Source organism: Candidatus Bathyarchaeota archaeon (assembly GCA_023131225.1).
In the GTDB taxonomy this organism is placed as follows: Archaea; Thermoproteota; Bathyarchaeia; order Bathyarchaeales; family SOJC01; genus JAGLZW01.
The window spans coordinates 16,245-29,664 of sequence record JAGLZW010000020.1 but is presented as its reverse complement, the minus strand read 5'-3'; the positions used below and the strand labels follow the sequence as shown (position 1 = coordinate 29,664).

Sequence of the window (13,420 nt, the reverse complement as noted above, 5' to 3'; positions counted from 1 at the left end):
GTTTAGTTTAACAGTACAAGTTTTTCGCGGAAGTTTTACAGCCCTAAGAAGTCGGAAAATGATGGTACAAACACGTAAAGCTTTATGTAAACACCGGCAATCAGTATAAAAATGGAAATTAGAATTAGCAAATAGTCAGCTTTCCTTATTTTCAAAATGTACAGGTTAGTACGTTTATCAATGGCACCCCAAGCCCTTGATTCCATAGCTTCTGCAAGCTCGAGACTTCTACGGATGGCGCTGATGATTAGAGGGATGAGAATTGGAATGTAGTTTCGTACTCTCTTCAAAAAATTGCCCTTCTCAAGCTCTAGTCCCCTCGACTTCTGAGCATCCATAATCGTTTGGGCCTCATCAGCTAAGACCGGAACGAACCGTACAGCGGTGGTGAAAGCGAAACAGAACTCGTATGGAACGCGGCTTTGTTCTAAAGCCAAGCCCAAATGGTCTGGTGAGGTAGTTAAAAAGAATATTGAGAAAGACTCGATAAGCACCACGAAGCGCAACATCATCGCTGAAGCATATTCAACATCGTGAACCATTAACGTGTAGTTTGCATATATAAATCTGAAAATGAGGTTTGTACTGAAAATAATCGCAGCTAGAAATGCTGCTCCTCTGAGAGACCGTACCCATTCTTTCTGAACACGTGCCAAAAGAACAAATGGAATCTGCATCAGAAACAAGATGATCAGTGGGAGCAACTCCCAGAAAATTATGGCAACTACGAAAATTGAGCAAACATAGAGAAACTTGATTCGCGGATCCAGCATGTGGATGGGTGACGAAACTCTTCTAAACCTTAAGCCATCAAAAACGCTCATTTTTTACCCAACCGTTTAAGTAAAATTTCTCGTGCCTCGTAAATGTCAATTATGTCAACTGGTAGTCCAAAATCTGCTAATTGCATAAAAATTTGAGTTATTTGCGGTGGCACTATGGAAGCTTGAGTTAAACGGTCAACATCTGTGAGTACTTTGTTCCCGACACCGTCTGCGACAATTTTTCCTTCAGACATTAGTATAACACGGGGGTTACATTCTGCCACAAACTCTACATCATGAGTAACTACTACAACGGTTTTTCCTTGGGTGTTCAATTGGATTATGAATTGGCGAAGTATTTCTTTCTGCTGGTAGTCTTGTCCTATTGTAGGTTCATCCATTACCACAACTTTCGGGTTCCACGCAAGTACCGACGCTAAAGCAACGCGTTTTCTTTCACCTCCGCTTAGCATGAAAGGCGAAGTTTTCCGATATTCTGTTAGCCCTAGCAGGTTTAGAGCCCACGTTACTCTCTTTTTCCATGTAGTTTCTTTGAAGCCAAAATTTTTGAGGGCGAAAGCAACTTCTTCCTCCACCGTTTCGCAGAAAAGTTGATTGTCAGGATTTTGAAAGACGAATCCCACGTTTCTAGCGAGCTTAGCTACACTTGTGTTTTTTGTGTTTACACCGTCAACTAAGACTTCTCCCTTTGTCGGTTTCAGCAGCCCATTAAAATGTTTTATTAATGTTGTTTTTCCAGCGCCGTTTTGACCCATTATGGCTATGAATTCGCCGTCTTTGATTGTTAGAGAGACGCCTTTTAGCGCTTCGATGCCTATTGGATAAGTGAAGTGAATATCTTCGACTTCTATCACGTTTTCAAAACCTCCCGCAAGAGCACTGCGATTTCGTCTGCTGTCACGGGCACTTTTTCTGTGCTCAGTCCGTTTTCTTCTTTAAGAATTTGATATAGTCTTGTTGCTTTCGGTATTCCAACCCCTAGTAAACGAGCTTTTTGAGAGTTTAAAACCGTTCTGGGGTCGCCGTCTAAGACAATTTCTCCTTTATCCATTACAATAACGTGGTTGGCGTATCTTGCCGCCAAATCTAATCGGTGCTCAACCAAGATTACCGTCATACCTAAAGACTTGTTTAGTTCATCTATGACTTTGAAGATTTTTTGGGCGCCAAGAGGGTCTAGAAAGGAGGTTGGTTCGTCCAGCACCATAATTTCTGGGTGCATTGCTATGATGCTTGCAATGGTTACTCGTTGCTGTTGTCCTCCAGAAAGCTCGTGTGGTGCTCTTTCTCGCAGGTCATAGATGCCAGCAGTCTCCAGGGCCCAATCCACCTGTTTGCGCATTTTTTCTCTTGGGACGCCAAGGTTTTCTAGCCCGAACGCAACGTCTTTTTCAACAGATAAAGCGAACAATTGATTTTCTGGATTCTGAAATACAAGTCCAACGTGAGAGGCAAGTTTGTGAATTGGAGTGTCTGCTACGTCTAGGCCGACGACTTGAATTTCGCCTTTTAGATCTCCTTGGTAGAAGTGTGGAATCAAACCGTTAAGGCATCGGCATAGAGTGGTTTTTCCACATCCGCTTGGGCCTGTTAAGATGACGAACTCGCCTTTTTCTATTTTCAGGGAGATTTCTTGAATAGCAGGTTTTGTGGCGTTCGGATAAGTGTACGTTAAGCCCTTAGCTTTGATGACTGCCAACCTAGGTCGCTCACCATAACTGCGAAACTCTCTTTCATTTAAGAGTAGCTACTTAAAAACTAGTCAACTATTCCTCATTTTCCATACTTCGTATCTACTCTTAAACGAAAGAAAGTTTTGAGACATTGACGGCCACATATTCTAAAACCACGTTTTCATATCTTCGACAGATTTGTGTGCGTATCGCATGGCTATCTCTGTAGTTTTCCAACCGAAGAACCGCATAATCTTCTCTAGATTCCACTTTAGCACTGATCCCAGATAGCTTGCTCTTTCGCTTCTAATTCTATGTGGCCACATAGCGCCTCTAGTTATTGGTTCACCGTTCCGCATTATCAAGTTGCCTTCTCTATCTATGATTTGCTGGTTGTGTCCTGCTACTAGGCTTAGATCGTCTATGATTTGATAGATTCTTGTCGGGTGTAAGTGTGGAAATTTGCCGTTGCGTCTTGAGGGGAATAAGTAATCTTCTGCTTGATCTATCCATTGGACTACAAATTCAGCTAGAGGTTCATCACGTTTGAAGGTAAGGGTTCTGAAATCTTTTATCGACTTAGTAACTACAATGACTTCTCCAGTGGCTTTGTCGGTTAGCTTTGTTCTTTTGTAGCGTTTAACCAATGGCATGTCTCTGACAATTACGAACTCTTCATCTACGTCAAACATTTCTTTGCGTAGCATAGCAACCTCTAGTTCTCGGCCTCCAGTTTCAAAGAGACAAGACAAGAGAGCCTTATCTCTTTCACTGCAATACGGATATTCGTATGGGCTATAGCGATCCTTATTGTCTGCAGCTTCTATCATGTCATAGAATATTTGCATGCCACAGAAACTTCGCACTTCCAAATCTTCTATAGAACGCCTATGAAAACTTCTGTCATTCCAATAACCTTCTTTCCCTTTGTTTCCATGTTGTTCCGTCAGGCTTTGCATCTTTTCACCAGTTAGCCTAGCCTTACTAGGCTCAAAATATTATACTGCAAAGACTTCATTTAAGATTATGTTGAGACTCAATGACGAGACTACATGCACACATGAATTGGTAATCAATGGGCCGATCCTAATCTAAAATGAAGAGGCCAGCTTTTCACGAATTTTAATGACTTCTTTCTTGAAGGTAGAGCAATGTTCCTTGAGATTTTTTTTAGTGTGGCTTTTCTGCAACCATTTTTTGGAAGACTCTTCGGCGACTTCTATCGCTGTGAGTTGTTCATTCGTCGTGCAAATCCAAGTATACCACTTTCGAGCGAATTTATAGAATATGGGATCTTCTTCAAGATAGCGATGAGTCATAAGCAATTCAAGTGAACATGATTGTAGACGCCATGTTGGAATCCTTCCTTTTTCTTTGATGACTTCATAAAGAGAATTTATCACACTCTCATTCCACTCGGTTTCAATAATCAATCCCTCCACTCGCCGTAAGGCTTCACCTCGCCTTAAGATTTGATACAGTGTTCCTCTGCCCGAAATAGTCTCTAAGACATGGCTGTCTGGGGTGTCTGGATGAGACAAACAGTCTCCGACAGCTGTCTTAAATCGTTTAGAGAATTCTGCATTTTTTATGTGATTTTTGGGATAGTAAAATAAAACGCCCTTGACAGTCATATCAAATGGAATCTCTGTGCCAATCTCGGCAACTGTAATTGTGCCATGCTTGAAACTTTGACGAACTCCAAGTTCCCAAAAAACATTAGGGTTTCTATCTGTTAGATCTGCGACAACTATAGGAGAAATAACAAGCTCGGTGATTATTTGTTTTAGAACATCTCCTCGTAATGGTTCCGAGCGGTATGCTTTAACCTCTCGACTTTCTTCGATAAGAGGCTTCAAGAATGATTTGAAATGCCTTGTCCAATATTCCTCTGTGTGCTCTTTGCTGGTTTGAGAAAAAGGCATAATTACAAAACAACGCTTCCAGATTTTTGGCATTCTATCCGCTTCTTTCCAATCATTTCACATTTGCCGTAATACTTTACTACGTTGTTATGGAATCAATTTAAGTTTATGCTTCTACTCTTAAATAACCATGTTTTACAAGCTTTCAATTCAAAAGAAAGCCTTTTTCTCTCTAGAATAGAGATACTATCAATTAATGTGTATATACGCGATTGTGACAAGTTCAACGTTTATGGGCGCTTTCCTTCTTCAAGAACTGCCTTAAGGTCAGAATAACCCCAACTAGACACGCCCAACGGTCGGCCAGCCTTGCCCCGCAACATGGATTCATACCTTCTGGTTAGATAGTGCAAAACACGTGAGTATCTGAACATCTTTACGAAGTGTTGTTGACTTTTCAAAAAAGAAAGGCGAGACTTCATATATTTGAACCCGTCTCTAAACTCGAAATACGAGTAGTTAATCAATTTCCACCTCCACTTCTTAACCCACACTTCCAAGAGGTCGATTTCATGTTGCAGGTCTTCCATTTCAACGTCATGTCTTTCCTTCTCCTTATGCAACAAGTTTAGGATAAATTGAACATCTGCCTCTTTTAATCTAGCCCTCAATCTGATCCCCTACTCTTCAAGAACAGAATAAAACCAACCAAGCCAGCTAGCACCAGGGGAACAGCAAACAAGACATAAGTAGATATTTGAAACGCTACGTTACCATGAATCACTGTGGCGCTTCTCATCACTGAAGGCAGCGCAACCCAGCAGAAGAGAGAGACTAAGCCTAGAATAACGAGCAACGCTAGCGCGGGTTTCGGATCTGCCATTTTTTACTCTCTCCTTTTCACTTTCCAAATCGGCGCGGTCTTCGCCTTCCCCTCAAGCACAAGCTTCAAATCCTTCAAAGAAACAAAGCACGTGATAAAGCCGAGATACGAAAGCTTGCAGGATTTTCCAGAACTAGACAACGTCAACGTGCCAACATCCTCGAATTTTGAATCCGTCATGTTAAGTCACCACCTTAATAGCCATTGGTTCTTCAGATTTACAGACAGTACCAATAACTTTTTCTAACATCTCACGTTTTCTTTTGAGACAAGCCAAAACTCTATGACTATCACAGCAAAACTTAGCGTCTTTACGCCTTGCTTGAAACTCTTTCCCACAGTAGCCACATTTTTTCTTTCTAGCAAGTTTGCGATAAGCTCTACGTCGTTCTATCCAAGCGTCGTTCCTACACCTATAGGAACAGTAACGCCTTGAACTACACTTAGCAATGAAAGTCTCACCACAATACCAACAAGTAAGTTTATGCCAACAAGGAGAGCCATACATCTCTACGTTTTTCTCGTATTCTTCTAGGCTTACCCAATTCTCTATTTGTTTGGGAAATTTCCACTTTCCAATATTCGCCATTTTTTAACACCTTTAGGTTAGGGTCAATTTGCCTCAACCCATATCCGTTAAAGTCGTGTTTACATCAACTCCGCAAGACTCGACCCAGCAGAAACAACCTTAGCAGCTCCAATTCTCAACGGTTTCTCACGATCCAAAATGCTATGAATTTTATAGCCCAACTCAATAAGCAAGTTTGCCGTCTCGTAATCCAAAGGAAGATACCCACTTTCCATGCGGTAATAAGTATGCTGCTTATCTGTACGTGGCTCAACAACGGGAGGAACACGACTCAAAGTGACAAATTGAAGCTCGCGGCCATACCGATAACTGTTAATAATAGCGTCTATGCAGAAATCAGCGTTCTTAAACGACAGCTTCCGATTCAAGTCAATAGTAGCAGTGGCAACACGCTTACTGGGAATAGGCCACTTAGCTAGGTGAAAGCTAGTGAACCCGTTATAGGTAACCTTAGGAATACTAACCACCAGGATCGCCTCTCTTAGAAACCGCGTCTGCGAGTCTGCGCATTTGACTAACCGCATCAACAACGAGCCTATTCTGAAACTGAGTAGCCTCAACATACTTCTTAGTCTCCTGAAAATTCGCAAAAAGAAGTTGCACTATGTTGTAAGTGGACACTCCACCTTGCATAAGAGCTAAAACATCTGCTACACTTTTTGACCCAACAACCTTAACTTCATCACGCAACCCAAACCGCTTATTGTAAATCCTGTGAAAGCTGCCGTCAAAAGCCTTCAAAGTAACACCTTGAACACCATCCAATTTGATACCGTGAAAATCATAGTTAAACTCGAAATTTGTGACCCTACAAGAAGCCCAATTTGGACTCCGAACCTCTTTCTGAATACAATCCATGACAAGTCTGAAAGCGGGATAATCTAAACTAACATCTCCTATACAGTCAACAAACACCAAAGCAGATCTATTCTTATACACCGTAAAAGTAACCTTAACCACACTTCCAAACACCCGAACCCAACTACGAGGCCACAAACCAACATCCACAAACCTCAATCGGATACTATGAAGCATAGGAGCAACAGCACCAAACGCACCGACCACGCTACTACTTTTAGTTGGTACGTTCTTGACAGAAACGTAATGCCCCCGATACTTGCGGCGTACAAACCCGCCTTTTTCAAGCTTTCTTAGATAGAATCTGACCGTAGCATGCTTGAATTTCGTTAAGGCGCTTACTTCCGTAGGTGTTATCGGATAAGAGCAGCTATCAACAATTTTTACAACTTGCTTCTCTTTATCTGTAAGCTCTCTACCATAGTGAAAGTTGCAACTTTTAGTTGGTGTATTGCTCATGGATTATGTAATCTCAATATACTAAACACATTTATATTATAAAAGGATTATGTAATCTTAGAGAAGATTTACATATGCCACGAAAAAACCGCGAATCCTACAATGAGTATATGCGTGAGTATCGTAGGCGTAAGAAGGATGAATTTGACCGCATTATGGCGAGGATGTCGCAGTTGGATAAGAAGTTTTTGAATAATGTGCTTGGCAGCAGGCCAAATGCGAAGCCAAAGAAGAGGAAAACTCGTAAGAAGGGGCGTAAAAAATGAAGTTTCCAAAACTGTTCAACCGCAACCGCGTCAGCATTATAAAAGCCAAACAAGTCACTATTCCCCCCGACTATGTTTCCGTCTTCGTAAGCAAAAAAGAAATCTTAAGGCAACCGCAAATCTTCAACTTGAAAGATAGAATTATCGCCATGGACGAAAATGAAGATGTTATTCTAATCCACTTAAAACGCAACGCTGTACCTGAGATTTTGCCAGCTTGCAGTATCGAGATGGATTGGGTTAGGCGCGAGAAAGTTGAGTTACCAATGTCAGCGCTGGTCATGTTGGCTTTGCGGGATGATCTTCCTTTGGTTGAATTACAGGATCGCTTTATCACTTTGACGAATCCTGTTTTTTGGGCTAAAAAGGAAGAAGAGGCAAGTTAGAAACTGCAACTCTTGAGTGGTGAAAAGGCAAGTTCAACGCAACAACATTTCTGAAAGCATGCATGCTCTGTTTTTGCGTGATGGGGGTCATGGCTATGATTCTCATTAGCAAGAGCAGAAACAGCTAAGTCCTCTCTTTTTTTTATTTTCGTTTGCGGTAAAGCCAACGAGCTACATAAAATATCACTAAACCGATCAGTATGTAGCCTATAACGTTGCCTAAGATGTAGCTGGGCGATAGACCATTAAAACTCAAACACTTTCACCCGCTTCTCTCTATCCCACAATAAATTATAAATATAACTCTTTTTTTCTTGCAGAATTGGATTAACTTCATGCATGCATGCATAGCTTCTTGAACTAAGATCTGTTTCACTCTTCTCTCTGCTTTGCCATTTGTCGTTACTTCAAAGTCTCTAAATACCCTCTTCTGAAAAGAAGACACTATGTCTGATACGTGTCTAACCAAGCCTTGTTATTTTTGTGGACAAAGAATCACTGGAGCTAATCGGCATTGTCTCCAGTGCAACATCTGCATATGTTTCCTATGCGGAGTCAGCATGAAAGAATATCCTGCGGCTTGTCCAAAATGCGGAAGAAAGCTCTCTTAAATAATTGCGTTAGAAGTTGCTTCCACAAGTCATAAAACTGAAGCTTAATCTTTGATATGTGGGATTATTGTTGATGGATTCTAGTTCAATAAGAGAAGCTAGAGTTGAAGATGTTCCAGATATTGTTGACATGATAAGGGCTGGTTCGGATGAGGGGATGTTTCATTCTCAAGGTTTTTCATTGGAAGAGCTAAGGAAATCATTTAGAAAATTTGCCTTTGAGGAAAGATTAGAGGGCTATCAAGTTCTAGTTTATCGGGTTGGAAGCACAATTGTGGGTTATATTGATTATCGGGTGAGAAGGGGAGTAGGACACATTCTGGGCATCTATGTGAAGCAAGACTACAGAAGGAAAGGTTTTGGAAAGCAGCTTATGGAAAAAACATTTTTTGATTGTAAAAAGAAAGGCTGTCACAAGACAAGGCTAGAAGTCTTTGCACACAACAAAGTAGCAGCTAAGTTCTATAGACATCTTGGCTTTGATCAAGAAGGCTTCCTCCATAAGGATGAAGAGAAGAAAGACATGATAATACTAAGCAAGTTTTTCCACAAGTCATAAAAACTGAGACAGAAAAACATTAAGAGGGAAAGAAGCTCTTGCTGAAAAAACCTGATTTTGATAGTGGTTGGCTGTCTTTGTCTCCAGGAGACAAAGAAATCGTTCACTCCTTGAACACAACAGAAGTCGTTGTCTACATGACAGGTAAGAAGACTTTGAAAAGGGCACCTCATCAAATGGAGTACGGAGGATTTGTGAATACTATAGGAGTAGTTGCAAACGATTATCGAGGAGTTTACTGGCACAAACTAACACCTAACAGTATCACTATACATAAGCATGGTAATGATGAAAATTGGGAATATGTACGTGTCATGCTCTGGAAAATCTCAGAACCATAAAACAACCCCTTCTTTTTTCTAGTAGCATGCGCAGATTATCCAACTAATATCCATACAAGATACGTTGTGGCAATAGCAAGAATTATGCATAAAAGGACTCCAAGTGACATCTGTAACCGTCGCCACCTTCTGCCTTCTGTGGAAAGAAACATGCAACAAGGAATAACAACAAACATTCTACGACTCAACACGTCACGCATTACAGCATCAAAAATCCTATCGAAAAGATGTTCTTTTCCTGATCTTGGTTTTGCGTGTATCGCAACATCAAGTAGTTTTCCATACACGAAATGTCTCAAAAACAAGTACCATAAAGCGAAACCTATTAGAAATATGCCGAAGTAAAATATACAAAACTGTGTAACCGAGATTGAGAGCGCGTATTCTAGCATCCTCACCCTGATTTCTAAAAAAGTAAGTAGTATAATAGCGAAACCTATAATCAGTTGCCCATGTGTTCTCAATTGCGCTGAATAAGTGTCCACTAGAAGCTTACGGCACTGAATTTCTTCGGGTTCTTGGTTGTTTCCCATTATAATCACATATTTCACTGCATGCTATATGTTCCATGGCTCTTCAATTCTTTTAATCAATTCGTCTCTGATGTTGACACATATTTTCTTCAGTTCCTCGTTTTCTTTCCAGATATGTCAAAGCTTTATGTTTCTCTTTGCTCTCTCTAAGCTTTTTTCCCAATATTCCTCGAAACGTCGAAGGTCGCTTCTATCATATTGACCTTCACCACCTGTAATCTCGACATCAGCACTTTGAATTGAATAGCCTGGCCAGATTTCCAAAGCTGCTTCCTTCGGGTGCTTTCTTCTTAGAACGCACTCAACCAAATCAATGTCTCGACGAGCTGTCCCTCGTTTTCCTCTTCCTAGAACAACATTAAGTTTTGCAAAGCCTAATTCCCCTTCAATCCCAAACGCTTTTCTTGTTTCCTCAACCAAAAAATCGGAAATAAAATCTCTAGCTCTTGAGATGGAATCAGAGAAGGTGCTAAGCCTTGAATCGAAGAAATCTATCTTTCTTCTAAATTCTTTATCAACCATAAAATATTTGTAACTTCTCTTTATCTCGCTCCACTCCATTAAATGAACGTGATGGGCCACCTTCTTTTCCAATTCAGCTAAAACATTTTGGAATTCCTTGAAAAGCGCACCATAGACTTCCTCTACAATTTTGACAGAATACTCCCGTTTCCACGCTCTCTTTTGAGTTCTAGACTGAACAAAATAGGATACACCCAACCCGACAAGAGTGCCTATCAAAACCGCAAAAACCTCAGAAGAGACTAGTAGGCTTGCGCCTACAGCTAATCCAGTTGAAATTGAACCTATGAGCCAATCCCAATTCCCGCGCAAAGTCATAGAGAACCTCAACAAGAGATTGGCTTTTATTCTTTAAAGTTTTTATTCATAGAAGAACAAGCCCGAAGGTGCGACTTCAGCAACACAAAAAAAAGGGGGGATTTTAAGAGTAGCTACTTAAAAACTAGTCAACTATTTTTCAGTTTCCATCACGTTGGATGCCGCTGAGCATATGCATGAAAAAATTTCTGGATCTGAAATGTACATATTTAAGGGTAAAGGTCATCTTCCATCCATTACCGCAGCAGACAAGTTCAACAAAATACCAAAGGAGTTTATAACGACTGGTTAGCTCATAACAGACTAACCGCGCACGCGTTCACGCAATAGATATTTAATGATAAGTTCCTTTACTTATGGAACTTATCATAAGTAAAGAACAGATGACTCCCGTTTAGGGTTCATAGAAGAATGTTACACAAATAATTAATATCACTCTGTGAAAGTGTTAAAGTGGACAAAAAAGGGAGAAGAAATTATTGGGAAAAGTTGAGAAGGTAAGTCCTTTAGTGTTAACGCTGATTTTGGTATTTTCCTTGTCAGCAATTTCGGAGGCTGCCAAGGCCGCATCACCAACAAGAGGACCTAGAACTGAAGACCTCATCATCAACTTCTACGGTAACATTTCAAGCGCATATGCTGCACTAAAGACTGCAGAAATCGACATTGTTGGTTATGAAATCACAAAGGAACTTTATGAGGACGCAATCGCTGACTCAAATATCGTGTTGGCACCAGTTGCTGATTCTCTGATGTACCAGTTTGATATCAACAATAACTGCACGATTGCCACTTATCCTGGAATACGCTCGCCTACGAACTACCAAGGCTTCAGGCAAGCTTTAGCGTGGCTAACTGACAAAGAATACATTATAGAGGAAGCGTGTGAAGGTTTTGCCGAAAGGATTGACCAGCCTATTGCAGCTCCGTATAAAGGTTGGAGAAACGAGTCGATGTGGTATCCCAACTATCCGTACGAGTATAACCCCGTCGCGGCGGTAGCCACTTTGGACGCAGAGGGATTCGTACAGGGCGAGACGCCGAACCCATACTACGATGCTGTTTTTCCAGGCTCAGCCGAGTACATTCGAACCTATCCTGCAGGCCACTCTAAGGCTGGACAGGACTTGGACAATTTGATTTTTGTGATTAGATTTGGTGACGTAAGAAGATTAGAAGCTGGCAATCATCTTGTTGACAACATGAGAAAGCACGGCATACCTGTGACAGTACCGTACCCAGTTCTCACGGAAAGGGTGTTTCGTGACATGGATTACCACATTTACACGGGGGGCTGGAGCGTGGGAGGGTTCCCACCAATAACCTTGTACCAATTGTATTGCCACGAGTTTTGGTATCCCTATGGACCTAACTACGTTACTGGCGTTGACTGCAACGGAGACCCAAACCATCCCAAGCTTTTTCCGCTTCTACATGATGCCTGGCATGGCATCATTCCCTATGAGGAAGCCCTCGAAAATACAAAAAAAGCTTTGGGCTACTTCACCGAACAATGCATAACCATTCCATTGTGGAGCAGCTGCGATTTTTGGGCTTACAGCAGAAACGTTTTAGGCATTGTCAACATGGAAGGTAAGGGACCTGAAAACTCCTACACCTTCATGAATGCCTACAAACAAGATGGAACAGCCATCAGATTTGGAATGAAAAGTGCACCTAATGCCATGAATATCATCTACTCAACCTGGTTCTATGATTATCAATGTTTGAATAGAATGAACCTTTACAGTGGCTTCGATGCGCCTCCTTATGACCTTTCAGTTGAGCAAGCTGGCTTTGTTCGGGACTGGGAGATTAGCACTTGGAACGATGATAATCAGGATAAGACAAAGGTTACATGGTGGTTCAGGGACAATTGCTACTTTGCCGAACCCGTAACTGGCAACCAAAAAGCCAACGTCAACGCCAGCCACTACTTCTTCAGCGCTTGGTACAGCATTCAAGCCCCAGCAGACTGGTGGAGTTCCACGTTCGACTCCCTTCATCACATTGACATTGTCGATACGCAACAGGTTGACATTTACTTCGACTCCTTAAGCTACCGGAACACCTACAAAGCTGCCGGGTACATTCTACCAATGGATACATGGATGCAGCAACCCACACTCGGAAGCCAGAGCACGGAAACTTTCGTTGAAGGAATCAACCTTACAACTCCAGGCCCTGTCAACTTAAGCGGCAAGCCAGTCTGGATAAACTCGGTAACAGTGAACGGTACCCCCATAAACATATTCAGTGATTACAACATAATTGAACAAAACGAATTGCCATATGACCCAGAGGGTAAGCTGGAAGTTTTCGTAAATCTGACAGCCAACGCAATAGTTGTTGTAGACTACTGGCAATATGGAGACTCCATCGGCTACACACCTGGCGATTTGCCTTGGCAGACAATCTTTGAGGGGGCTGGGATGTACTACGCAACCGACTTTTCACCTGGAGTAGGTGGAAGCCTAACGTTGAAGCGTAACCCTTACTACTGGATGGAAACACCGCTGCTGGGCGAGGTTGACTTCGTCTGGAAGTGGGAGAGTGGGCCAAAGCCACGGAACGGCAGCTACAAGATCGACATTTACGACATTGTTATTGCAGCAGGAGCCTACGGCAGCCAAGGAACTGGTGTGCCGGACAAGAAGTGGTTTCCAGGTGCCGATCTATCTCCTTCAGGCGGCAAGGTTGACATCTTCGACATAGTTACCATGGCCAGCAAATACGGACGAGAATGGGGTTAAACACAAAAATCACCGTGTT

General features: G+C 41.8%; 18 protein-coding genes. 5 read left to right on the top strand and 13 right to left on the bottom strand.

Going from position 1 to position 13,420, the window contains the following annotated elements:
• Positions 1-35 precede the first annotated feature (35 nt).
• The 11 genes from KAU88_05720 to KAU88_05670 all read right to left on the bottom strand — a co-directional run bounded on the left by KAU88_05720 (position 36) and on the right by KAU88_05670 (position 7,112).
• Entirely contained in the window at positions 36-824 is a 789-nt protein-coding gene (locus KAU88_05720) for an energy-coupling factor transporter transmembrane protein EcfT (GenBank protein ID MCK4478006.1), read from the bottom strand.
• On the bottom strand, positions 821-1,639 hold the full coding sequence (locus KAU88_05715; protein MCK4478005.1) for an ABC transporter ATP-binding protein: 819 nt from the start codon (positions 1,637-1,639) through the stop codon (positions 821-823). Before KAU88_05715 ends, KAU88_05720 begins: the two co-directional genes overlap by 4 nt.
• Positions 1,636-2,484 carry an ATP-binding cassette domain-containing protein gene (locus KAU88_05710; protein MCK4478004.1) on the bottom strand — a complete coding sequence of 283 codons (849 nt, stop codon included), beginning with the start codon at positions 2,482-2,484 and terminating at the stop codon, positions 1,636-1,638. The genes KAU88_05715 and KAU88_05710 overlap by 4 nt, the downstream gene beginning before the upstream one ends.
• A gap of 141 nt (positions 2,485-2,625) precedes the next feature.
• Positions 2,626-3,417 (bottom strand): site-specific integrase, encoded by a 792-nt coding sequence (locus KAU88_05705; protein ID MCK4478003.1) that lies wholly within the window; start codon positions 3,415-3,417, stop codon positions 2,626-2,628.
• Between the two features lie 132 nt (positions 3,418-3,549).
• Positions 3,550-4,416: a hypothetical protein gene (locus KAU88_05700; protein ID MCK4478002.1), complete on the bottom strand. Its 867-nt coding sequence runs from the start codon at positions 4,414-4,416 to the stop codon at positions 3,550-3,552.
• A gap of 197 nt (positions 4,417-4,613) precedes the next feature.
• The gene (locus KAU88_05695) at positions 4,614-4,994 is read right to left on the bottom strand and encodes a hypothetical protein (GenBank protein ID MCK4478001.1); all 381 of its coding nucleotides are present in this window, start codon (positions 4,992-4,994) and stop codon (positions 4,614-4,616) included.
• A complete protein-coding gene (locus tag KAU88_05690) occupies positions 4,991-5,206 on the bottom strand; it encodes a hypothetical protein (protein ID MCK4478000.1) in 216 nt (71 codons plus the stop codon). The genes KAU88_05695 and KAU88_05690 overlap by 4 nt, the downstream gene beginning before the upstream one ends.
• A gap of 3 nt (positions 5,207-5,209) precedes the next feature.
• Positions 5,210-5,386, bottom strand: a complete 177-nt coding sequence (locus KAU88_05685) for a hypothetical protein (protein MCK4477999.1) — start codon at positions 5,384-5,386, stop codon at positions 5,210-5,212.
• Position 5,387: 1 nt separating this feature from the next.
• On the bottom strand, positions 5,388-5,795 hold the full coding sequence (locus KAU88_05680) for a hypothetical protein (protein ID MCK4477998.1): 408 nt from the start codon (positions 5,793-5,795) through the stop codon (positions 5,388-5,390).
• A gap of 59 nt (positions 5,796-5,854) precedes the next feature.
• A complete protein-coding gene (locus tag KAU88_05675; protein MCK4477997.1) occupies positions 5,855-6,262 on the bottom strand; it encodes a hypothetical protein in 408 nt (135 codons plus the stop codon).
• On the bottom strand, positions 6,255-7,112 hold the full coding sequence (locus KAU88_05670) for a hypothetical protein (protein MCK4477996.1): 858 nt from the start codon (positions 7,110-7,112) through the stop codon (positions 6,255-6,257). Before KAU88_05670 ends, KAU88_05675 begins: the two co-directional genes overlap by 8 nt.
• Before the next feature lie 74 nt (positions 7,113-7,186).
• Between KAU88_05670 and KAU88_05665 the strand changes: the two genes are divergently transcribed.
• The 4 genes from KAU88_05665 (at position 7,187) to KAU88_05650 (ending at position 9,275) form a co-directional block, all read left to right on the top strand.
• Positions 7,187-7,378: a hypothetical protein gene (locus KAU88_05665; GenBank protein ID MCK4477995.1), complete on the top strand. Its 192-nt coding sequence runs from the start codon at positions 7,187-7,189 to the stop codon at positions 7,376-7,378.
• Positions 7,375-7,764 (top strand): hypothetical protein, encoded by a 390-nt coding sequence (locus KAU88_05660; GenBank protein ID MCK4477994.1) that lies wholly within the window; start codon positions 7,375-7,377, stop codon positions 7,762-7,764. Before KAU88_05665 ends, KAU88_05660 begins: the two co-directional genes overlap by 4 nt.
• Positions 7,765-8,445: 681 nt before the next feature.
• Positions 8,446-8,934 (top strand): GNAT family N-acetyltransferase, encoded by a 489-nt coding sequence (locus KAU88_05655; GenBank protein ID MCK4477993.1) that lies wholly within the window; start codon positions 8,446-8,448, stop codon positions 8,932-8,934.
• Between the two features lie 38 nt (positions 8,935-8,972).
• Entirely contained in the window at positions 8,973-9,275 is a 303-nt protein-coding gene (locus KAU88_05650; GenBank protein ID MCK4477992.1) for a hypothetical protein, read from the top strand.
• Positions 9,276-9,310: 35 nt separating this feature from the next.
• On the opposite strand, the gene KAU88_05645 is transcribed toward KAU88_05650, so the two are convergent.
• Together KAU88_05645 and KAU88_05640 are read right to left on the bottom strand one after the other, a co-directional pair.
• Positions 9,311-9,808 (bottom strand): hypothetical protein, encoded by a 498-nt coding sequence (locus KAU88_05645; GenBank protein ID MCK4477991.1) that lies wholly within the window; start codon positions 9,806-9,808, stop codon positions 9,311-9,313.
• A gap of 117 nt (positions 9,809-9,925) precedes the next feature.
• Complete coding sequence (locus tag KAU88_05640; GenBank protein MCK4477990.1) at positions 9,926-10,648, bottom strand: hypothetical protein; 723 nt, start codon at positions 10,646-10,648, stop codon at positions 9,926-9,928.
• 479 nt (positions 10,649-11,127) lie between these two features.
• Between KAU88_05640 and KAU88_05635 the strand changes: the two genes are divergently transcribed.
• Complete coding sequence (locus tag KAU88_05635) at positions 11,128-13,401, top strand: hypothetical protein (protein ID MCK4477989.1); 2,274 nt, start codon at positions 11,128-11,130, stop codon at positions 13,399-13,401.
• Positions 13,402-13,420 lie beyond the last annotated feature (19 nt).